Genomic DNA, 20238 nt, shown 5'->3' with positions numbered 1-20238 from the left:
CTCTCTCTACGCCCGGCACCACATGACCGCCAGACCGAGAATCGGCCTGGCGGTCATGGCTCGGTCCACCGGCACAGCACCCGCACGAACCCGGCCAGGGTGAGCGACCACACGAGGGCGAAGGCCCAGACGATGCCGGGGCTCGACGTGCGGATGCCGATGAACAGGAGCGTGCAGGAGACCGCGGCGAAGAAGGCCACGGTGAGCGGGTGCGGCCTGTTCGCGAGGGCGGTGCGCAGGCGCGGCCCGAGCCGCAGGATCCACAGGCGGGCCGTGAGCTGCCGGTCCTGGCGCAGGACCAGTTCCATCTCGTCGAGGATGCGCTGCTCGTGCTCCGGAAGTCGACCTGTCGACATCGTCGCCCCTCTTACGCAGTCGTCCGCGGCCGGGCCCTGGTGCCCACCATGGCCCATCATGACGAGAATGCGCGAGAACTTGGGGCGACGGGTTCTCAGACGGAGCGGTGGTACTGGTCCGGCACGTGCACCTCCGCGCCGAGCTCACGCCCCGCGCGCCGCGCCCACGAGGGGTCGCGCAGCAGCTCACGGCCCAGCAGGACGGCGTCCGCCTCGCCGTTGGCGACGATCTTCTCGGCCTGCTCGATGTCGGTGATCAGGCCGACCGCGGCGACCGGCAGCTCCGTCTCGGCCTTCACCCGTGCGGCGAACGGGACTTGGTAGCCGGGCTCGACGGGGATCCTGACGCCCGCCGCGTTGCCGCCCGTGGAGACGTCGAGCAGGTCGACGCCGTGCTCCTTGAGCTCGGTGGCGAAGCGGACCGTGTCGTCCGCGGTCCAGCCCGCCTCCGCCAGCCAGTCCGTGGCGGAGATGCGGAAGAACAGCGGCTTGTCCGCGGGCCACACCGCCCGTACGGCGTCGACGACTTCGAGGGCGAAGCGCGTGCGGTTCTCGTGCGAGCCGCCGTACGCGTCGGTGCGCTTGTTGCTGTGCGGGGAGAGGAACTCGCCGATCAGATAGCCGTGGGCGCCGTGGATCTCGGCGATCTCGAAACCCGCGTCCAGCGAGCGCCGGGCGGCGTCGGCGAACTGCGCCACGACCTCGTGGATCCGCTCGACGGTGAGCTCCGTCGGCACTGGGTGGCGCTCGTCGAAGGGGACCGCGCTGGGCGCGACGGCCTGCCACCCGTACTGATCAGGACCCACCGGGGCGCCGCCCTTCCAGGGGCGGTCGGTGGACGCCTTGCGGCCCGCGTGGGCGAGCTGGATCGCCGGGACGGTGCCCTGGCTCTTCAGGAAGTCCGTGGTGCGGCGGAACGCGGCGGCCTGGGTGTCGTTCCAGATGCCCAGGTCGTACGGGCTGATGCGGCCCTCGGCGCTGACCGCGGTGGCCTCGACGATGATCAGGCCCGTGCCGCCGGTGGCACGCGCCGCGTAGTGCGCGAAGTGCCAGTCCCGCGGTGCCCCGGCCTCGGCGCCCTCGGGGGCCGCCGAGTACTGGCACATCGGAGGCATCCAGACCCGGTTCGGGATGGTCAGGGATCGCAGGGTGTACGGCTCGAACAGCGCGCTCACGGCGGGCTCCGTTCCTCATGGGTGATGTGCTGCTCGTACGATAGTCCTCGTAGTACGGCGAATGTCAAACTACGACGTCTCTCGTACAATGAAGTGCAAGGAAAGCCGGGCACAGGATGAAGTGGAGCCGCCATGACGACCGCCGCCGCCGCGACCGGCAGCGCGAGCAGCAGGACGCTCGCCCACCCCGAGCCCGGGGACATCCGCCTCGAAGCCGTGCTGCACGCCCTCGCCGACCCGATGCGGATGCGGGTGGCGCGGGAGCTGGCCCGGGAGGAGGGCGCGGCCGGACTCTCCTGTTCCTACTTCGCGCTGCCCGTCACCAAGTCGACGTGCACGCACCACTTCCGGGTGCTGCGCGAGAGCGGCGTCATCCGGCAGATCTACCGCGGCACGACCAAGCTGAACGTGCTGCGCCGCGACGACCTGGACACGCTCTTCCCCGGCCTGCTGGACAGCGTCCTGGCCGCGGCGGCCCACGAGGAGAGCCGCCTCGGCGGCTGACGCTCTAGCCGCCGGTGGCGCCGGGCGCCTCGGGCAGGAGCACCCCGCGGAACTCGTCCACCAACGTGTTCCTGGCATCGCGCAGGGCGTCGATGGCCGGATGGAGCCGGTCCCCGAAGGACTGCTCGTCGACCGGCAGCGTGCCCGCCCGCAGCGCCGCCAGATAGGGCCGCAGCTCCATCTCGAACCGGTCGCACCGGTCGACCACGTCCTGCGCCGCCGTCGCGATCACCGGTGTCCCCAGGAACGACACGGTCCCCGAACAGCTTCCCGCGAGTTCGCCCACCGCGCGGAGGGCCGTTTCCTCCTGCTCGGGCGTCGGCAGTTCGCCCCGGCAGACGGCCGCATAGACGGGATAGAGGCTCACGCCGATGGCCGAGTAGGCGGTGCACACCTGGCCATACGTCGTCGTACGCTCCTGACGCACCCACAGCGCATGCGACTCCGCGGCCGCGATGGTCGCCCCCAGCCGCGTGCCCTCCGTCGCCGCCCGCCCGCCGAGCCAGGCCCCCAGAACCGCTCCGACGAGCCCCGCACCCCCGGCGATCACCGCCGCCAACCCCTGGTCCATGGCGCCAGTGTGCCCGCCCCGGTGCCGGGACGGCAGGCGGACCGGAGGACATCGCGAGCGCCCGTTGAGGCAACGGGGTCTGCCCGGTCGACTCCTGACGGCGGCCGCCCGCCCACCTAGCGTCATGGGGTGAGCCTTTGGACCTCCCTCGAACCTGCCTCCGTGACCGTCGAGCCCGGCAGCACCACCACGGTGCAGCTGCGGGTGCGCAACACCGGTGACATCGTCGACGCGTACCGCTTCGAACCGGTCGGTGACCTCGCCCCCTGGACCACGGTGGAGCCACCCGTGCTCCGCCTCTATCCGGGCACGACCGGCACCGTCGAGCTGACGTTCGCGCCGCCGCGCACGCCGGACGCCACCGTCGGCGCGCATCCGTACGCGGTACGGATCACCCCGGCGGAACACGCGGGCGGCATCGTCGTCCCCGAAGGGAACGTCACGGTCAACCCCTTCACCGAGGTCCGCGCCGAACTGGTGCCGCCGACGGTGAAGGGATGGTTCCGGGGCCGCCCGCAGCTGGCGGTGGACAATCTCGGCAACACCACCGTCACCGCGTCGCTCGGCGGCAACGACAACGGCGACCGGCTGTCGTACGACATCGAGCCGGGCAACGTACAGATCGAGCCGGGCCGGGCGGCGTTCGTGAAGACGACGCTGCGGCCCAAGCAGATCACCTGGTTCGGGTCCAAGCAGGAGCAGCCCTACGCGCTGAGCGTCCGACGGTCCGGCACCGAGCCGTTGACCGTCGACGGGACCTTCGTGCAGCGCAGCGTCCTGCCGGGCTGGCTGGTGGGCACGCTCGGGCTCGTCCTCGCGCTGACGATCGCGTTCGTGACGATCTGGCTGACCAACCGCCCGCAGATGCAGAGCGTGGCGCGGGAGAAGCCGCAGGAGTCCGGCGCGATCGCACCGGACAGCCCGCCCCCGCCGAAGAAGAGCGCCCCGCCCGCGCCCGACGAGGAGAAGAAGGAAGACCCTCCCGCGGATGCGGACAAGGGCGGTTCCGAGGAGCCGGCGGACGGCGGAGGCGGGGAGGAGGAACCCGAGGAGAAGACGGCGGCCGACGCGGTCAACGAACTCGCCCAGAGCAGCGAGGGCCGTCACATCTGCTACCGCGCCTTCGTCGAGGACAGCTGGCAGGAACCCGTGTGCGACGGCGCGGAGGCGGGCGCGGCAGGCCAGGGCACCCCCATCAAGTCGCTGAACATCGCGGTGACCGGCACCCAGGGGGTCACCGGCACCGGCGCCTTCGTCGGCGAGGGCTGGCGGAAGGGCATCCCGTGGTCGGACGCGGAGGACGGCAAGGACATGTTCTTCGGCAGCACCGAGAGCGCCGACCCCGCCCTGGAGGGCTTCACCTACAAGGTCTTCGACGGCTCCGTGTGCAGCGACGCCTTCGTGACGGAGAGGGACTGGATGGGCGAGGTGTGCACCGACCCCGGCCAGTTCAAGTACCACGGAAGCCCGATGGAGCTGAACCTGTCTCTGGAGGCGGTCCGGCTCACGGTCTGACGGGCCGGTCGACGGCACGCACCCGGACCGTCACGCCCTCGGTGACCGGCGGCCCCGCGTCGTAGTCGGGGTACGCCGGGAACGGCACGGTCACCGTGACGTCCAGGGACGGCTTGAGCTCGTTGTCCAGCGCCGACCAGAGATCGGCGAGGGAGCGGGCCTCCGAAGGGTTGACGGCCACCGTCACCAGCACCGAGAGACCGAGCCGCCCGAGCGGGCCGGGGAGTTCCTGGGCGGACAGCAGCTCGTGCGGCAGCAGCGTCGCCAGGACGGCGGACAGCAGCCGGTGCTCGTCCTGCGGAGTCTTCGTCCAGGCCGTCACGAGATAGGAGAGCCGGAACCAGCGCGGGGGACGGCGGCGCCGGACGACGATGCCGCGGTCGTCGCGCACCCCGGTGTGGCCGCGCTGCCGCAGGGACACGTCCTCCCGGATGTCGTACAAGTAGGCGTTGACCACGGGCGTGTTGCGCCGGGCCGCCCAGTCGCGCGAGGGCACGTCGAAGGAGACGTCGATACCGGCCCCGGTCAGCGCCCCGCCGCCGATGAGGCCCTTGAGGACCTCGTCCACCTCATGGATCACTGCGCACTCCCACCCCGCCGCTCGCCAACCCGCTGCCCTGTCGCCCGATCGGATACGTCCGGAGCCCGGCCCGGTCAGATGAAGCCCTCGCGCAGGGCGTACGCCACGACGTGCGCGCGGTTGCGCAGGTGCAGGCGTGTGGTCAGGCCGTGCATCACGTTCTTGACGGTGCGTTCGGAGTACGCGAGCTTCGTGGCGATCTCCGAGGTGTCGAACCCCTCGGACACCAGGCGCACCACGTCCACCTCGCGCTTGGTGAAGCTCAGGAAGAACCCCGGCTGGTCGGGGCCGCCCTGATGGAGGCGCCGCACCTGGCCGATGAGCTGGCCGAGCAGGTCGGCGGGCAGGTCACCGCCGCCCTTGGCGGTGGTCAGGACCGCCTGCACCAAGCGGTGCGCGGTGGCCTCGCGGCGCCAGACGACGGCTCCGACACCGCACTCGATGACGTCGAGGAGCTCGTGCTCGCGGACCGAGCCCGTGACGAGCACGGCACGCGCGCCCTCGCTGCGCACGGCGCGCCGCAGCCGCGTGAGCGCGGCCTCGTCGAGGGTGTCCTCGATGAGCAGGGAGACCCCGCCGGGGCCCGGTTCGCCGCACACCTCGACCTCGGGGTGGCGGCGCAGCTGGCTGAGGACTCCCTCGCGGGTGATCGGGTCGGCGGCGGTGACGGACACCCGCACGCGGTTCGTCTTCGGTGCGGAGAGAGCGGCGGGGCCGGTGGGGGTGCTGGGCGTGGTGGGCATGGTGGGCGTGACGGGCGCGGGGGCCACGAGCGCCGGGGACGTGCTGGACAAGCGATCTTCCTCATTTCAGCGACGGGAGGCACCCCGGACGGACCGGGGGCGCCGCCGGTCCGGAGAACCGGCGGCGCCCGATGCGGCGGTCAGGAGCGGATCAGGAAAGGATCAGGAACGGATCAGGAGCACGACTTGTAGAAGTGCTTCCAGCCATCGCCGGGCATGGTCGGAGGCTCGGCCGGGGTGCCCCAGGCGCCGTACTTCTGCTCGTCGTTCTGGTTGTACTTGCCCGGGCCGCTGTTCGCCTTCGACAGGCGTACGTTGCGCTCCAGCACCCCGTCACCGGCGTTGCTCAGGATCGCGAGGTCCGGGTACGCGTCGTCGCCGTAGTTGGCGATCCGCAGCTCCTTGGCCTCGCGGGCGTCGCCGATGTCCAGGTGGCGGGTGCTCGTCGAGCTCAGGTTCGTGCGCTTGAGCGGTCCGGGGCGGTAGTCGGCGACGCGTGCCGTCGCGGGGTCGTCGACGCCGGACGGCTCGACGATGTTGACGACCAGGTCCAGCTTGCCGTCCTTCTGGAAGTCGGCGACCGCGGCGGTCGTGACCTCGCCCTGCTTGGTGCCGACCAGCTTGCTGACGTTCTGCTTCGTGCCGAACGAGCCGTCGGCGGCCCCCCACGCGACCGTCATCTTCGTCCCGGTGAGCCCGGGGTTCGCGATCTTGTCCGGGCGGCCGTCGCCGTCGAGGTCGCCGATCAGGGTCGTGGTACCGGACAGGCACGGGGCCGCCGCACGGGCGGACTCGGCGGACCGTCCCGCGTCGTCCGAGGCCGACGTCCCGGCCGCACTGGCCTGGTAGCCGGCGACGGTCAGGGTCAGGGCGACCGCCGCGACCGGGGCGGCGATCAGACGTGAGCGCTTGCGAAGCATGTACGAACTCCCATATGTCGTTGCTGCGAAACCGTGCTCGAGAAGTACGACCGGGATCCGAGAGGAACGTCCGGCGAGCACGGTTCAACACTGCGGGGCCACCCGTCCCGACCGCCACGAATGCCGGGCAGTTGGGGACGCTGGAACGCCAAATAGGTCTTTGACCTGCGCAAACGCAAGGTGCCTGGAATGCGCGACTGGGACGCGCCGGATCGCGAGGGGCAGCCGGGGGACGGTGGAACGGGTGCGGGAGAGGCACAGGGGACACCCGAAAGCCTGCCCCTTCGGGCGGATCACGGGGATGCCCGAGCTGTGGCCCGCCCACCGACACCGCGTCCACCACCGCTGTCCACCACCTCGAACACCGTGCGATGCTCGGCCCCGTGCACAGCAGTCACATGAACCCCGTCTTCGTCGGGCGCGACGCCGAACTGGCCGCCCTCGGCGAGGCCCTGTCCCGGGCCGATGCCGGGGAGCCCCGCGCCCTCGTCGTCGGCGGCGAGGCAGGCGTCGGCAAGACCCGGCTCCTGGAGGAATTCCTCGGCAGGGCCGCCGCGGACGGGGCCGTCGTAGCCCTCGGCGGCTGCGTCGAAACGGGCGCCGACGCCCTGCCGTACCACCCCGTCTCCACCGCCCTGCGCGCACTGCGCCGCAGGCTCGGCGCCGAGGTCGACGCCGCCGTCGCCGGTCAGGAGGGCGAGCTCGCCCGGCTGCTGCCCGAGCTCGGCGAGATGGACCGGGAGCGCTCCGAGACCGACGGCCGCGCCCGGCTCTTCGAGCTCACCGTCCGCCTCCTCGAACGGCTCGCGAAGGACCGCACGGTCATCCTGGCCCTGGAGGACCTGCACTGGGCCGACCGCTCCACCCGCGAGCTGCTCAGCTATCTGCTGCGTGCCCTCACCGACAGCCGACTGCTGATCGTCGCCACCTACCGCGCCGACGACCTGCACCGCCGCCACCCGCTGCGCCCCGCCCTCGCCGAGTACGAGCGGCTGCGCACCGTCACCCGCCTCGAACTGCCCCGCTTCGACCGCGCCGAGGTCCGCAGCCAGCTCACCACCATCCGCGGCGAGACCCCGCCCGACGAGGTCCTGGACCGGGTCTTCGAACGCTCCGAGGGCAACGCGTTCTTCGTCGAGGAGCTGGCCCGCAGCCTCCTCGAAGGCTCCCCGGGCGGCATCAGCGACTCCCTGCTCGACCTGCTGCTCGTCAGGGTCGAGGCGCTGCCGGACGAGGTGCAGCGCGTGGTGCGGATCGCCGCCGAGGGCGGGTCGGAGGTGGAGTTCCGCCTCCTGGCCGCCGTCACGGGCCTCGCCGAGGACGAGCTGATCGAGACGCTGCGTACCGCTGTCGGGGCCTCCGTCCTGCAGCCCTCCGGTGAGGGGGAGTCCTTCCGCTTCCGGCACGCCCTGATGCGCGAGGCCGTGGTCGGCGACCTGCTGCCCGGCGAGCGCTCCCGGCTCAGCCGCCGCTATGCCGAGGCCCTGGAGGCCGACCCGCTTCTCGTACGGTCCGAGGACCGGGCCGGACGCCTCGCCGGGTACTGGTTCGACGCCCGCGACCCCGCTCGCGCCCTGCCCGCCGTGCTCGCCGCGGCGGCCGCCGCCCGCGGTCGGCACGCGTTCGCCGAGCAGCACCACCTGCTGGAACGGGCGTTGGAACTGTGGGACGACGTGCCCGACGAGCTGCGCCGCGACGCGATCCGGCGCGGCTTCGAGGGCGGCCTGTCCCCGGCCATGTCCGAGGACCCGCCGGGCGGCTTCGTGGACCTGCTCGCCGAGATCACCGTCGCCGCGCGCCTCGCGGGTGAACGGGAGCGGGCGCTCGCCATCTGCAAGCGGGCGCTGCGCGAGCTGGACGGCGATCCGGCTCCTGCCTCCGGACTGCGCCCGGCCACGAACGACCCCATCCGGGCGGCCTGGTTCCTGACCGAGCGCTACCAACTGCTGCGCGACCTCGCCCGCTCCGACGGCTGGGAGGAGATCTCCCGGGCCCAGGCGCTGGTGGAGGGCCTGCCGCCATCCCCCGTGCACGCCTATGTGCTGACGCACGTGGCGAACTGGAACGTCGTGCACCGGCCGGGACGCGAGGCCATCGGGATCGCGGAGCGGGCGGTGGAGCTCTGCCGGACGACGGGTGCCGACATCATGGGCATCACCGCGCAGCAGACCCTGGCCTGGCTCACCATGCACACGGGCGACGTCGAGGCCGGGCTCGAACTGGCCCGCGACGCTTTCACCGGCGAGCTGGTGCGGGCCAACGTCGCTGTCGTGGTGCGTGGCTACGGCAATCTGTCCACGGCGCTGCACGGCATCGGCCGCTACGCCGAGGCCGTCGAAACCGCCGAGCAGGGCAGCGACCTCGCCGAGCGGCACGGGCTGCCGGACATCGCCTCCTTCATCGAAGCGAACCTCGCCGAGTCCCTCATCCAGCTCGGCCGCTGGGCCGATGCCGACGACGTGCTCGACCGGGCCGTCGGCCGCCGCGGGGTGAGCGTGCGCACCCGGGGGCAGGCCGCCGGGCAGCGCGCCGAACTGGCCCTGGCCCGCGGCGCGTACGACGAGGCCCGGCGCCGGATGGAGCAGTCCGACCACTGGATCGTCGGCCCCTACCCGGAGCCGCAGCACACCCTGGCCATGGCCCGCGTGGCGATCGCCCTCGCCTCCGCCGACGGCCGGATCCTCGACGTCCGCTCCCTCCTGGAGACGGCGATCGGCGAGGCCATCCCCTTCGGCCACCAGCGCTACGGCTGGCCGCTGCTGTACGAGGCGGCCGCGGCGGAGGCGCGGGCCCGTGGGCTCGCGGTGGCCGAACCGGGGCGCGGGGCGGCGGTGGAGCGGATCCGCGAGGCGATGAAGGGCCAGCCCGTCTTCGCACCGCTGTGGGCCGCGCAGGCCCTGATGATCGAGGCGGAACTGGTCGGCGTGGAGGGCCGGGACGCCACCGCCTCCTGGACGGCGGCCGTTACGGCCACGGAGCAGTTGGAGCCCCCGATGCTCGCGGCCACGGCCCACTTCCGCCTCGCGGAGGCGCTGCTGGCCCAGGGCGGCACGGACTCCCGGGACGTGGCCGGAGAGCTGTTGCGCCGGGCCGGGGCGGTGGCGCACGAGCTGGGCGCGGCGCCGCTCGCCACGGAGATCACCACGCTGGCCGGTCGTGCGCGGGTCCCGCTGCGGCAGGACGAGGAGGAGTCCGCCCCGTCCCCGGCGGCGGCGCTGGGGCTGACCGCCCGGGAGCGGGACGTGCTGCGGCTGGTGGCCGCCGGGCGGAGCAACCGGCAGATCGCGCAGGAACTGTTCATCTCGCCGAAGACGGCGAGCGTCCATGTCTCCAACATCCTGCCGAAGCTGGGCGCTTCGGGCCGCGGCGAGGCCGCGGCCGTCGCACACCGACTGGGGCTTCTCGACGAGTGACGGGCCGTCGGGACGTACGCGGCCCATGCCGTGCAAACGCCAACCCCCCCCCAAAAAACCCCAGGCCCTAGCCCGGCACCCCCCACGCCGCCGCCCGCAGCCCCTCCCAGTCCGGGATCTTCACGATGCGGCGCCCGAGCGAGCGGCCGAGCTCCGCCTCCGCGCGTTCGATCGCCAGCCAGCCCGGCCACTCGATCGGCCGCAGCCCCGCCGCCCGCAGCCCCGTCAGGGGGTCCTCCGGGACGGGCCGCCGTACGAGAGCGGAGGCGTCGTCAAGGAGGGAGAGCACCGTCTCCTTGGAGCACGGGCGGTTCGTCCCGATGACGCCGGTCGGGCCGCGCTTGATCCAGCCCGCCACGTACTCGCCGGGCGAGGGCGCATCGTCGCGCAGCACCCGCCCCGCAGCATGGGGCACCGTGCCACGCCCCGCGTCGAACGGCAGCCCTTCGATGGGCACCCCGCGGTACCCGACGGAGCGCAGCACCAGTTGCGCCGGGATGTCCTCGTACCGCCCAGAACCCGTCACGCCGCCCGAGCCGTCCGGCAGTGTCCGCTCGAACCGGGTCCCGGCGACGTGTCCCGTTGCCCCCGCCGCCAGGGAGACCGGCCGCAGGAAGAAGCGCAGCCTGATCCGCCGGGCCAGGCCCCGCTCGGGGCGCTCGGCCCAGCCGCGCAGCACCTCCACGTTGCGACGGCTCGCCGCGGGCAGCCCTGACGGGTCGGCGAACGCGGGGTCCAGGGCCAATTCCGCCGGGTCCACCAGGACTTCGGTGTCCGGGAGCGCGCCGAGCTCCCGCAGCTCCTTGGTGGTGAACCGCGCCTGCGAGGGGCCGCGCCTGCCCACCATCGACACCTCGCGCACCCGGCTGCCCGCGAGCACGCCCAACGCGGCGTCCGGCATGTCGGTGGGGAGCAGTTCGGTGGCGCCGCGGACCAGCATCCGGGCGACGTCCACCGCGACGTTGCCGACGCCGATGACGACGGCGGACTCCACGTCCCGTACGAACCCGTCCTGCGCGTACGCGTCCGCCGGCGCGTCCGGGTGCGCGCTGTACCAGGAGACGAACTCGGTCGCCGAGAAGCTGCCGGGCAGGTCCTCGCCCGGCACCCCGAGCCTGCGGTCCGCCGCCGCGCCCACGCAGTAGACCACCGCGTGATAGAGGCCGAGGAGCCGGTCCGGGGGAAGGGCGCCGGGGCCGATCTCGACGGAGCCGAGGAAGCGCACGCGCTCGTGTTCGAGGACCGTGCGCAGATTGTTCTGGAGGGACTTGATCTTCTCGTGGTCCGGCGCGACCCCGTAGCGCACCAGGCCGTACGGGCAGGGGAGCCGGTCGAGCACGTCGACCCGCACATCCGGCACCAGGTCCTGCTGGACGAGGGACTGCGCGGCGTACACACCGCTGGGGCCCGAACCGACGACGGCGACCTGCAGCACGGTGGTGCTCCTTCCGCGAGACGAGCCCGGGACGGTCTCAGGATCGCACCAGGGGCCGTGTGATGTCAGGGGTGTGCGTCCGTCTGTGCGAGTCGTCGTGCGTGCCGTCCCCGGGGGGATGCGACGGCGCGGATAGCGTGCGCATGTGCGGAACAGATCATTTGCTGATGTTTCTGATCACTATCGACCGGATGTCGCTGCACCGGACGGGCCGGATGGGGCGGACGGGCCGGACGGGTCGGGCGGGTCGGCCCGGCTGGCCCGGCTGGCCCGGCTGGATCAGCAGGCCTGGCCGGAGCCGCCGGGGCCTTCGTTCCGCGTCCGGCTGTCCTTCAGCGACGGGGCCGACGTCGACGTGACCGCCGTGGTGTCGCACGGCCGGGTCGCCATCGAGGACCTGCACGCCCGGCCCCCGCTCTCCCCGGACGACTTCGCGGCGCTGGTCGACTGGATCGAGCGACCGCTGGCGGACGACGGCCCGGTGGCGGCTGAGCCGGTCCGCCGCGCCCGCCCCGCGTGGCCGCGCGGCAGCGCGGGGCGCCGGATCGTGGCCGAGGCGTACCGCACGGCGCAGCACGAGGGGCACGACCCGGTGCTCGCCGTGATGTGCGCGACCGGGCACAGCCGCCGCAAGTCGCTCAGACTCATCGCGGGAGCGCGCGACGCGGGCCTCTTGGCCCCGCGTCACCATCGAAGGTAGGGAACGGACACCGCATCGCGCGCAGGGAACGAGCCCCGCCCATGGCGTCAGCCAGCGGCCTCAGCCCATCTCCCGCATCCTGCTGATCTCGGTCGACTGCTGCGCCACCACGTCGTTCGCCATCTCCTCGACCTGGATGTTGTTGCCCTCGGAGAGCACATCCGTGGCCATCGTGACGGCCCCGCTGTGGTGAGTGATCATCAGCTTCAGGAAGAGCTCGTCGAACGCCGTGCCCTTCGCGGCGCGCAACTGCTTCAGCTGCGCCTCGGTCGCCATGCCCGGCATGGTCGCGTGGTCGTGCCCCGCGTGCTCGCGCGGGCCGCCGTACTTCTTCAGCCAGCCCTTCATCGCGCCGATCTCGGGCTTCTGTGCGGAGGTGATGCGCGAAGCGAGCCGTTTGACGCGGCTCGACTCCGCCCGCTCCGGCGCGAGTTCGGTCATCTTCAGGGCCTGGCCGTGGTGCACGATCATCATCTGTGTGTACGTGAAGTCGGCGGTGTTGGGGGAGTCGTCCTCGGTCCGCTTCTCCGCGGCGTCCTTCGCCGACATCGTCGCCGCCGTCTCGCCCGGCTTGCCCGGCGCGATCACCGAGGGCCCCTCCGACGCCTTGCGCCCGGCGTCGGACCCGCTCCCACCGCCCCCGTCGGAGTCACACCCCCCGAGTACGAGAACGGCTGTCGCCAGGAACGCGGTGACGGTGGACGTACGACGGTTGAGCACAGAAACCTCCTGCGGCACACGGCGACGAGTTGGGGTCCGTACTAGCACGCGGATGACCACCCGCGATCGAAAACTCTCGTTACGGGTCCGTTTCCCCCTCTGTTGATCTGTGCATGATGAGCACGATACTGCGGGTGTCCGTGAACCGTTCGACTGCGAACGGCGACAAGGGAGGACGCAGTGACCCTGTTGAACAATTCCCGAACTCGGCGCAGACACCTGGGAGTCGGGGCGGTGGCAGCCGGACTGCTGGCCGCGCTCCTGACCGCCGCGCCCGCGGGAGCCGTCCCCGACCCCGGCGACACCCCCGCCGCCCCGAAGAGCGTCTCCAAGAGCGACGAAGCCCGGACCGAGAAGGCCATCGAGCGCGGGGAGATCCCCGGGCCCGACGAGGTCGTCCACTCGGACAACATCGAGCACCTGGCCAACATCCCCAAGGACGCGCTGCCGGGCCTCAACACGGACATCGCGTTCCAGGGCAAGTACGCCTTCGCCGGAAATTACGACGGCTTCCGCATCTACGACATCAGCAACCCCAAGGCCCCGAAGACGATTTCGCAGGTGCTGTGCCCGGGATCGCAGAACGACGTCTCCGTCTCCGGCAACCTGCTCTTCCTCTCCACGGACTCCTCGCGCAGCGACAACTCCTGCAACAGCACCACGCAGCCCGCCACGGAGAAGTCCTCCTGGGAGGGCATGAAGATCTTCGACATCAGCGACAAGTCGAACCCCAAGTACGTCTCCGCGGTCGAGACGGCCTGCGGCTCGCACACGCACACGCTGGTGCCGGAGCGCAGGAACGTCTACGTATACGTCTCCTCGTACTCCCCGAACGCGACGTTCCCGGACTGCAAGCCTCCGCACGACGGGATCTCGGTCATCAAGGTGCCGCGCAAGGCCCCGCAGAAGGCCGCGGTCGTGAACTTCCCCGTGCTCTTCCCCGGTGAGGGTCCTGACGGCGGCGGCAACCCCGGCGGGCCCACCAACCCGGGCGTCTCCAAGACCACCGGCTGCCACGACATCACCGTGCTGCCCTCCGAGGACCTCGCGGCGGGCGCCTGCATGGGCGACGGCATCCTGTTCTCCATCAAGGACCCGGAGAACCCGAAGGTCATCGACCAGGTCCAGGACAACACCAACTTCGCGTTCTGGCACTCGGCGACCTTCAATCAGAAGGCGAACAAGGTCGTCTTCACCGACGAGCTTGGCGGCGGTTCCGGCGCCACCTGCAACGCGGCCACCGGGCCCGACCGCGGCGCCAACGGCATCTATGACATCAAGGGCAAGGGCGACAAGCGCAAGCTGGTCTTCAAGAGCTACTTCAAGATTCCGCGCCACCAGGCCGACACCGAGAACTGCGTGGCCCACAACGGGTCGCTGATCCCGGTCAGGGGCAAGGACCTGATGGTCCAGGCCTGGTATCAGGGCGGCGTCTCCGTCTGGGACTTCACCAACTCCGAGAAGCCCAAGGAGATCGGCTACTTCGAGCGCGGCCCGCACACCACCGACAAGATCACCACGGCGGGCGCGTGGTCGGCGTACTACTACAACGGCCGGGTCTACTCGAACGACATCGAGATGGGCCTCGACGTCCTGAAGATCAACGACAAGCGGACCGACTCCGCCCAGCGGGTCCGCCTGAACGAGCTCAACGTCCAGACCCAGCCCGACTACTTCGACTAGCCCGCCTTCATGGAGATCCCGTCGGGCGGTGCGCCGTCCGGCGGGACCCCGAGCTTCCAGTCGAGGTCGTACCGCTGGAACAGTTCGGCGCGCAGCGTCTCCAGTGGCATCGGTGCCCCTCCGGGAATGAGCAGCGCGAAGACCGCGCCCATCAGGAGCGCCCGCAGCAGCGGGTAGTCCCGGTCGGGGTCCTGCGACCCGTACCGGACGACGGTGTCGCGCAGCAGCTCCGCGAGACGCTGCTGCTCCGGACACTGCACGAACCCCTCCGCCTGCAGGATGCCCGCCATGTGCGTGCGCATCAGCAGCGGTTCGTCGAGGGCCAGGCCCAGGATCGCGTCGATGGCCCGTGCCAACCGCTCGTGCCCGTCCTCGGTGCGCGGCTCCCGCTCCAGCCCCTCGTCGAGCGTGCGGTGCATGAGCCGGTGCACCGCGGACTGCAGCAGCTGGCGCTTGCCCGGGAAGTAGTACGACACCAGGCCGCGGGCGGCACCGGCCCGGTCCGCGATGTGGCCGAGCGTCGTGGCCTCGTACCCGTGTTCGCCGACCAGGTCCACCGTCGCCTGCAGCAGCCGCTCCCGGGAACGTCTGCGCAATTCTTCATTGACCGATGGGCTACGCGGGGACATTCTGTAACTCCTGCGTTGACTGGCTCCGAGCCAATATACTCAGTGCGGGCTCGGGGCAGGCAGCACCGCGGGGGAGTGTTGCCTGCCCCGGGCCCATGTGCCGATCCACGGACGCGCAGACACCGTTCGGCCGCTCGGCGTAAAATCCCCTGCTCCTGTCTCGATCAGTGCCCCGAGTCCGCCAGCTTCGCGCGCAGCTGCAGTACGGACTTGGTGTGGATCTGATTCACCCGGCTCTCGGTCACACCGAGGATGTTGCCGATCTCGGCGAGTGTGAGGCCCTCGTAGTAGTAGAGCGTGACGACGGTCTTCTCACGCTCCGGCAGTGTGCTGATGGCCTGCGCGAGCAGCCTGTGCAGCTCGCGGTCCTCGGCGACCTCCACGGGATTGTCGGCCGCGTGGTCCTCGAGCGTGTCCCGCAGACCGAGTCGGCCACTGCCGACGCCCTCCGCCTGCAGCAGCTCCTCGAGCGCGTCCATGTTGGCGAGCGACAACTGGCTGAAGATCAGGTGCAGTTCCTCCAGCGTGATCCCCGCCTCGACCGCGACTTCGCTCTCCGAGGGAGTGCGTCGTAGCTGCGCCTCCAGCGTGGCGTAGGCCCGCTCGACGTTGCGGGCCTTCTGCCGCACCGAGCGCGGGATCCAGTCGAGCGCCCGCAGTTCGTCGATCATCGCCCCGCGGATGCGCGTGATCGCATAGGTCTCGAACTTGATGGACCGCTCGATGTCGAACTTCTCGATCGCGTCGATCAGCCCGAACACCCCCGACGACACGAAGTCGGCCTGCTCGACATTGGGCGGCAGCCCCACGCTCACCCGGCCCGCGACGTACTTCACCAGCGGCGAGTAATGCAGGATCAGCTGCTCCCGCAGCCGCCCGTCGCCCGTGTCCTTGTACGACCGCCACAACTCGTCCAGCGACGAGGGCGCGGAGGGCCGCCGGGTGCCATGGGCACTCGGGGGAGGGGCCGCGACACCGACGCCGCTACGTCGTGCTGGCGGCCCGTCGCCACCGGACACGCTCGCCCACTGCTGCCGCCGCTCCTGGACCAACGGCACTTCATGGACCGCGGGCACGTCCTGGACAGCGGGCACTTCCTGAGCCATCCACTGCCGCAGTTCCCGCAAGCCCTCAGAGGTGCTGGGGGCCGGAAGCTGCGCATCGACCACGCGGTCGAGCTGCTTCACAAGGTCGTCGGCGCCCACGGGGATTCCTGAGGAAGAAGGGGCGCCGGGTGCGTCGGTCCTGTCCTGGCCGTTACTCATCCTCTGCCTCCCCTCCCGGACTCTCGTCCCTCCACTCGGAGGGAAAGACGACCTCGCTCCCCAGCTCCGTGGCCAGGGTCCGCCGCGCATTGCGCAGATGGACCCGCACGGTGCTCTCAGCGATGCCCAGATGTCTGGCGATCTCGTCGTTGGCCCATTCGCCCTGCCATTTCAAGAGTGCCACCCGGCGCTGGGCACGAGGCATGCTGTCGATGATTTTCCAGCACTTCCGCAACAGCAGATGGGAGACCGCGGTCCGCGGCGTGTCCAGGTCGGCCACCAGATCGTCGCTGAGACCGCCGACTTCCGCGCGTCCGGCCGCGCCCCACTGGTCGAAGACCTTGTTCTTCAACACCCGGTACAACCAGGCCCGTTGCCCGTCCTCCGTGCGGGTGCGCAGCGTGCCCCACCGCAGGGCCGCGGCCTTGAAGACCTCCTGGACCAAGTCGTGAGCCAGGTGCTGCGCACGGCCGAGCAGCCGCGCCGCGAAGCGGACCATGTCGTCGCGGAACCGCACGTACAGCTCCGCGACCTCTTCCCAGTGCTCCGGTGGGATCTGGGACGTCATGACTCCCGCTCCGGAAGCGGCGCCGCCCCGCCTCCCACCTGAATCCACATGCTCGGACCGCCCGGTCCCCGCTCCTGCGCCACCACGGTGCCCGGCGGCGCCTGGACGGTGATGGCCAGCAGTGTCCTGCGACGAGACCTCTCCGCGAGAAGCCGCAGCACTCCGACGACGAGCAGGACGCAGCAGCCGGACCACGGGATCACCCGCAGCACGAACACTGCCCCTTCAACTGCCCACCCTGGCACCAGGGCTGTCATGGCGTTCATGCTTCTTCATCTCTCGCCGCACCAGAAGCGTTTAGCCCCCGTCAACACAGCGTGACCGGGTCCGCCTTCCGGGTCCGTACGTGTACGTCGCCACGGCCAGTGCGACCATCATGGCGCCGAGCAGCGAGCCGCCCACGACGTCCGACGGCCAGTGCACGCCGAGCCAGATCCGGGTCACCCCGACCCCGACGACGGAGATCACGGCGAGGGTCAGACAGGTGCGCCACAGGGCGGGGCGGGCGCCGTGGATGTGCAGCACCCACAGGAGCAGGCCGCAGACGACCACCGCCGTCATCGCGTGCCCCGACGGGAACGCCGCGTAGTGCGCGGAGTCCACCGGGTCCGGCCAGACCGGGCGCGGCCGGTCGACCGCCGCCTTGAGCCCCTGCTGCAGCGCGGAGCCGACCGCGCAGGTGCCGGTCAGCCAGAGTGCGAGCCACCACGCCCCGCGCAGCGCCAGCCAGATCACCGCCACCGCGCACAGCGCACGCATCGTCCAGGGGTCCCACACCCAGTCGGTGAGGATGCGGCTGACGCGCGTGATCCCGGATTCGTCCACCGCCCAGCGGTGGGTGGTGCGTGCGATGTCGCCGTCGAGCGAGAGCAGCGGCCGCCACTCCAGCGCGACCAGGAGGAGCAGCAGGAGCGACGGCACGCCGAGGGCCGCGGCGGTGAGCGCGGCCCGGGCGCCGGGCGGTCGGGTCGGGGTGTCGGTCGGCGCGGGGTACATGCAGTGATCCTCGCCGACGGGGCGGGGCCGAGGCCATCCCGGGGCGGCAGGGTGTGTTCCGGCGGGGCTTGCGGCGGGTGTGACCCGACCCGCCGGTGACGTACTAACCCAGTGCGCGCAGCCCCGGTACGAAGGTGACCAGGACGGGGATCACCGGGACCAGCGCGGCCGTCGCCGTCAGGCGGAGCCGGTGTCCCGCGGTGAGGCGCGGGCGGGCCGCGAGGAGGCGGTGCACGCGCTGCGGGACGTGTGCCTGATGGGCCGGGCAGGGGCCGAAGACGCCACGGTCCTCGTTGAGTTCGACCAGTGCGAGGGCGATCGTCAGACGGCCGAAGCGGCGCGACGCCACGTCGTCGGCGGCCAGCTCCACCAGGCGGTGCATCTCGTCGCGGAACGCCGCGAACACCCGCACCTGCGGGAATCCGATGGCCAGCGCCCCCGAGCAGTGCAGCAACCAGTCGTGCCTGGCCTGCGCGTGACCCTGCTCGTGGGCGAGCACCGCATCGAGCTGACGGCCCTTCAGGCGGCGCAACGCGGCCGTGGTGACGACCAGTTGGGGGGCCTGGCCCGGCAGCCACCAGGCGTCGGGGCGCTCGCCCTCCAGGACGACGAGACGGTTGCTGCCCGGCTCCTCGCCCGGCAACAGCGGGGAGCGTTCGAGCAGTTCGGCCCGGCTCCCGGAGCGCCGTGCCCGCGCCCGCACGATCTCCCTGGCCAGCATGGCCGCGGTCCACACGCCGCCGCAGGCCAGGACCACGGCGGTCGCCGCAGCCCAGGGGCCGGTCGCCTGGAGCGCGTACGCCTCGACCACGGCGTGCGGTGCGGGCGCGAAGACGTGACCGCGCACGGCCTGCCACGCGGCGGCCGCGCTCAGGGTCATCGAGAGCGCGCAGCAGAGCAGTACGCCCGCCACCACACACTGCCAAGCCCACAGCGCGACCACGGGTTCGCGCTCCGGCCAGTCGGCCCGCGCGAGCATTCGGGGGGCGACGACAGCGGTCAGGGCGCCCAGCAGCAGCAGCGCGACGGGGACCATCATGGCGCCCAGCCTATGAGGGTCGGGCTACCCGAGGGTATGGGCTGTCACCCCAAGTGACGCACGCCACGGCCGACACGGGCGTAATTCTCGTACGAGTGACGACCGCGGACCGGGCGCCGGGTCGCCGTTAAGGTGCGGATGATGATCGAGACCATCGTGTTCGACGTGGGGGAGACCCTCACCAAAGACGACCGCTACTGGGCATCCTGGGCGGACTGGCTGCAGGTGCCGCGGCACACCCTGTCCGCGCTCGTCGGAGCCGTCGTCGCACAGGGCGGGGACCACGCCGACGTGCTGCGGCTGATCAGCCCGGACATGGACGTGGCCTCCGCCTGCCGGGCACGCGAGACCGCGGGCCGGGGCGAGCATCTGGGCGAGGCCGACCTCTACCCGGACGTGCGTCCCGCCCTCGGTGGTCTGCAGAAGCTGGGCATCCGCGTCGTCGTGGCCGGGGACGGGACGGCGCGCGCGGGCGAGCTGCTGCGCGACCTCGACCTGCCCGCCGACCACATCGCCACGTCGGGCGACTGGGGCGTGGCGAAGCCGGACCCCGCCTTCTTCGCCCGGGTGCTCGAAGTGGCGCAGGCCGACCCCCAGGAGACGCTCTACGTCGGCGACCACCCGGCCCACGACGTCTTCCCCGCCCAGCGGGCCGGGCTGCGCACGGCCCACATCCGCCGCGGCCCGTGGGGGCACTACTGGGCGGACGACCCCGGCGTCGCCGACACGGCGGACCGGCGGATCGACAGCCTCACCGCACTGGTCGCGCTGACCGGACGCTGAGACGCGGCTACGAAGCCGAGGCGCGGCTACGAAGCCGGGGCGCGGTCAAGACGCCTGGACGCGGCTACAGCGTCAGCAGCATCGCCACCATCCCGATCCCCATCGACAACCGGCACGCCAGCGCCACCTCGGAGCGGTCCGCCCAGCCCAGCACGGCCGCGCCGCCCGCCGCCGAGGAGACCGCCCGGGGGGCCAGCCGGGCGCCCGACCACAGGACGTACCCCACGAAGTACAGCAGGAGCGCGCCGGTCAGCAGCGGAATGCCGGCGCCTCCGTGGCCCGCGTGCGCGCCCGGAACCATCGCCATCGCCACCGACATGTAGGCCATGGCGAACGCGCCGACCAGATGGTGGAGGTGGTGCGGGTGGCTGCGGGCCGCCCACAGGGTGTGCAGCGCGGCCGCGCCGAACACCGCGCCGTAGACCAGCCAGGCCCAGCGGGGCGGCGCGAGCACGGCCGCGGGCACGGCCATCACCGCCATCCCGAACCCCATGAGCGCCTCGCCGCCGGCCGTGCGGCGCTGTTCCTCGATCCTGCTGCGCATGCGCAGCAGGCAGTAGGCCCCGGTCCCCGTGCAGAGCGCGACGAGCAGCCAGGCGGCCTGTGCCGGTCCGTGCACCGCACCCTCCCCTGTCGGTGGTGT

At 71.8% G+C, this 20238-nt stretch carries 21 protein-coding genes; 6 read left to right on the top strand and 15 right to left on the bottom strand.

The features are described from left to right. Window positions 1-53: 53 nt before the first annotated feature. Window positions 54-356, bottom strand: coding sequence for a DUF3040 domain-containing protein (locus ABZV77_RS12225; RefSeq protein ID WP_356254110.1), 303 nt, complete (start codon window positions 354-356; stop codon window positions 54-56). Window positions 357-451: 95 nt separating this feature from the next. Then, on the bottom strand, window positions 452-1531 hold the full coding sequence (locus ABZV77_RS12220) for an NADH:flavin oxidoreductase/NADH oxidase (protein WP_356254107.1): 1080 nt from the start codon (window positions 1529-1531) through the stop codon (window positions 452-454). 132 nt (window positions 1532-1663) lie between these two features. Here ABZV77_RS12220 and ABZV77_RS12215 point away from each other — a divergent pair, with 132 nt between their 5' ends. Continuing rightward, window positions 1664-2035: a helix-turn-helix domain-containing protein gene (locus ABZV77_RS12215; protein ID WP_356254104.1), complete on the top strand. Its 372-nt coding sequence runs from the start codon at window positions 1664-1666 to the stop codon at window positions 2033-2035. Between the two features lie 4 nt (window positions 2036-2039). On the opposite strand, the gene ABZV77_RS12210 is transcribed toward ABZV77_RS12215, so the two are convergent. Continuing rightward, a complete protein-coding gene (locus tag ABZV77_RS12210; RefSeq protein ID WP_356254101.1) occupies window positions 2040-2606 on the bottom strand; it encodes a hypothetical protein in 567 nt (188 codons plus the stop codon). A 129-nt stretch (window positions 2607-2735) separates the two neighbouring features. Here ABZV77_RS12210 and ABZV77_RS12205 point away from each other — a divergent pair, with 129 nt between their 5' ends. Next, window positions 2736-4121: a hydrolase gene (locus ABZV77_RS12205; protein ID WP_356254098.1), complete on the top strand. Its 1386-nt coding sequence runs from the start codon at window positions 2736-2738 to the stop codon at window positions 4119-4121. Here the strand turns inward: ABZV77_RS12205 and ABZV77_RS12200 are convergent. From ABZV77_RS12200 to ABZV77_RS12190, 3 genes are all read right to left on the bottom strand, one after another. Continuing rightward, complete coding sequence (locus ABZV77_RS12200) at window positions 4111-4701, bottom strand: DUF4255 domain-containing protein (protein ID WP_356254095.1); 591 nt, start codon at window positions 4699-4701, stop codon at window positions 4111-4113. The two genes, ABZV77_RS12205 and ABZV77_RS12200, sit on opposite strands and share 11 nt — an antisense overlap. A 74-nt stretch (window positions 4702-4775) precedes the next feature. Beyond that, complete coding sequence (locus ABZV77_RS12195) at window positions 4776-5444, bottom strand: response regulator transcription factor (protein ID WP_356254323.1); 669 nt, start codon at window positions 5442-5444, stop codon at window positions 4776-4778. A 173-nt stretch (window positions 5445-5617) separates the two neighbouring features. After that, on the bottom strand, window positions 5618-6364 hold the full coding sequence (locus ABZV77_RS12190; RefSeq protein ID WP_356254092.1) for a VCBS repeat-containing protein: 747 nt from the start codon (window positions 6362-6364) through the stop codon (window positions 5618-5620). 383 nt (window positions 6365-6747) lie between these two features. Here ABZV77_RS12190 and ABZV77_RS12185 point away from each other — a divergent pair, with 383 nt between their 5' ends. Continuing rightward, window positions 6748-9777, top strand: a complete 3030-nt coding sequence (locus tag ABZV77_RS12185) for an AAA family ATPase (protein ID WP_356254089.1) — start codon at window positions 6748-6750, stop codon at window positions 9775-9777. 67 nt (window positions 9778-9844) lie between these two features. Here the strand turns inward: ABZV77_RS12185 and ABZV77_RS12180 are convergent, their stop codons facing one another. Next, window positions 9845-11212, bottom strand: a complete 1368-nt coding sequence (locus ABZV77_RS12180) for an FAD-dependent oxidoreductase (RefSeq protein WP_356254086.1) — start codon at window positions 11210-11212, stop codon at window positions 9845-9847. Between the two features lie 265 nt (window positions 11213-11477). Here ABZV77_RS12180 and ABZV77_RS12175 point away from each other — a divergent pair, with 265 nt between their 5' ends. Further along, complete coding sequence (locus tag ABZV77_RS12175) at window positions 11478-11912, top strand: DUF6214 family protein (protein ID WP_356254320.1); 435 nt, start codon at window positions 11478-11480, stop codon at window positions 11910-11912. Between the two features lie 60 nt (window positions 11913-11972). Here the strand turns inward: ABZV77_RS12175 and ABZV77_RS12170 are convergent, their stop codons facing one another. After that, on the bottom strand, window positions 11973-12632 hold the full coding sequence (locus tag ABZV77_RS12170) for a DUF305 domain-containing protein (protein WP_356254083.1): 660 nt from the start codon (window positions 12630-12632) through the stop codon (window positions 11973-11975). A gap of 180 nt (window positions 12633-12812) precedes the next feature. Between ABZV77_RS12170 and ABZV77_RS12165 the strand changes: the two genes are divergently transcribed. After that, the gene (locus ABZV77_RS12165; RefSeq protein WP_356254080.1) at window positions 12813-14315 is read left to right on the top strand and encodes a hypothetical protein; all 1503 of its coding nucleotides are present in this window, start codon (window positions 12813-12815) and stop codon (window positions 14313-14315) included. On the opposite strand, the gene ABZV77_RS12160 is transcribed toward ABZV77_RS12165, so the two are convergent. The 6 genes from ABZV77_RS12160 to ABZV77_RS12135 form a co-directional block, all read right to left on the bottom strand. After that, the gene (locus ABZV77_RS12160; protein WP_356254077.1) at window positions 14312-14944 is read right to left on the bottom strand and encodes a helix-turn-helix domain-containing protein; all 633 of its coding nucleotides are present in this window, start codon (window positions 14942-14944) and stop codon (window positions 14312-14314) included. The genes ABZV77_RS12165 and ABZV77_RS12160 overlap by 4 nt on opposite strands. A gap of 164 nt (window positions 14945-15108) precedes the next feature. Then, window positions 15109-15963, bottom strand: a complete 855-nt coding sequence (gene whiG, locus ABZV77_RS12155) for an RNA polymerase sigma factor WhiG (protein ID WP_356254318.1) — start codon at window positions 15961-15963, stop codon at window positions 15109-15111. Window positions 15964-16201: 238 nt separating this feature from the next. Beyond that, entirely contained in the window at window positions 16202-16777 is a 576-nt protein-coding gene (locus ABZV77_RS12150; RefSeq protein ID WP_356254074.1) for a sigma-70 family RNA polymerase sigma factor, read from the bottom strand. After that, window positions 16774-17043, bottom strand: a complete 270-nt coding sequence (locus ABZV77_RS12145) for a hypothetical protein (protein WP_356254071.1) — start codon at window positions 17041-17043, stop codon at window positions 16774-16776. The genes ABZV77_RS12150 and ABZV77_RS12145 overlap by 4 nt, the downstream gene beginning before the upstream one ends. 31 nt (window positions 17044-17074) lie before the next feature. Beyond that, window positions 17075-17773 carry a phosphatase PAP2 family protein gene (locus tag ABZV77_RS12140; protein ID WP_356254068.1) on the bottom strand — a complete coding sequence of 233 codons (699 nt, stop codon included), beginning with the start codon at window positions 17771-17773 and terminating at the stop codon, window positions 17075-17077. 103 nt (window positions 17774-17876) lie between these two features. Beyond that, the gene (locus ABZV77_RS12135; protein ID WP_356254065.1) at window positions 17877-18812 is read right to left on the bottom strand and encodes a M56 family metallopeptidase; all 936 of its coding nucleotides are present in this window, start codon (window positions 18810-18812) and stop codon (window positions 17877-17879) included. 141 nt (window positions 18813-18953) lie between these two features. On the opposite strand from ABZV77_RS12135, the gene ABZV77_RS12130 reads away from it, so the two are divergent. After that, window positions 18954-19595, top strand: a complete 642-nt coding sequence (locus ABZV77_RS12130) for an HAD family hydrolase (protein ID WP_356254062.1) — start codon at window positions 18954-18956, stop codon at window positions 19593-19595. A 64-nt stretch (window positions 19596-19659) separates the two neighbouring features. Here ABZV77_RS12130 and ABZV77_RS12125 read toward each other — a convergent pair whose 3' ends face one another. Next, the gene (locus tag ABZV77_RS12125; RefSeq protein WP_356254059.1) at window positions 19660-20214 is read right to left on the bottom strand and encodes a DUF5134 domain-containing protein; all 555 of its coding nucleotides are present in this window, start codon (window positions 20212-20214) and stop codon (window positions 19660-19662) included. Between the last annotated feature and the right edge of the window lie 24 nt (window positions 20215-20238).

Origin of the sequence: Streptomyces sp. NPDC004732, assembly GCF_040609235.1 — a bacterium.
Classification (GTDB): Bacteria; Actinomycetota; Actinomycetes; order Streptomycetales; family Streptomycetaceae; genus Streptomyces.
The sequence above is the reverse complement of the archived record's forward strand: the minus strand, read 5'-3'. Positions and strand labels throughout refer to the sequence as shown.

Bases quoted from the DNA above. Each gene is read 5' to 3' on its own strand.
- ABZV77_RS12225 (WP_356254110.1), bottom strand. From the start codon at position 356: ATGTCGACAGGTCGACTTCCGGAGCACGAGCAGCGCATCCTCGACGAG.
- ABZV77_RS12215 (WP_356254104.1), top strand. From the start codon at position 1,664: ATGACGACCGCCGCCGCCGCGACCGGCAGCGCGAGCAGCAGGACGCTC.
- ABZV77_RS12210 (WP_356254101.1), bottom strand. From the start codon at position 2,606: ATGGACCAGGGGTTGGCGGCGGTGATCGCCGGGGGTGCGGGGCTCGTC.
- ABZV77_RS12195 (WP_356254323.1), bottom strand. From the start codon at position 5,444: ATGCCCACCACGCCCAGCACCCCCACCGGCCCCGCCGCTCTCTCCGCA.
- ABZV77_RS12190 (WP_356254092.1), bottom strand. From the start codon at position 6,364: ATGCTTCGCAAGCGCTCACGTCTGATCGCCGCCCCGGTCGCGGCGGTC.
- ABZV77_RS12160 (WP_356254077.1), bottom strand. From the start codon at position 14,944: ATGTCCCCGCGTAGCCCATCGGTCAATGAAGAATTGCGCAGACGTTCC.
- ABZV77_RS12150 (WP_356254074.1), bottom strand. From the start codon at position 16,777: ATGACGTCCCAGATCCCACCGGAGCACTGGGAAGAGGTCGCGGAGCTG.
- ABZV77_RS12145 (WP_356254071.1), bottom strand. From the start codon at position 17,043: ATGAACGCCATGACAGCCCTGGTGCCAGGGTGGGCAGTTGAAGGGGCA.
- ABZV77_RS12140 (WP_356254068.1), bottom strand. From the start codon at position 17,773: ATGTACCCCGCGCCGACCGACACCCCGACCCGACCGCCCGGCGCCCGG.
- ABZV77_RS12135 (WP_356254065.1), bottom strand. From the start codon at position 18,812: ATGATGGTCCCCGTCGCGCTGCTGCTGCTGGGCGCCCTGACCGCTGTC.
- ABZV77_RS12130 (WP_356254062.1), top strand. From the start codon at position 18,954: ATGATCGAGACCATCGTGTTCGACGTGGGGGAGACCCTCACCAAAGAC.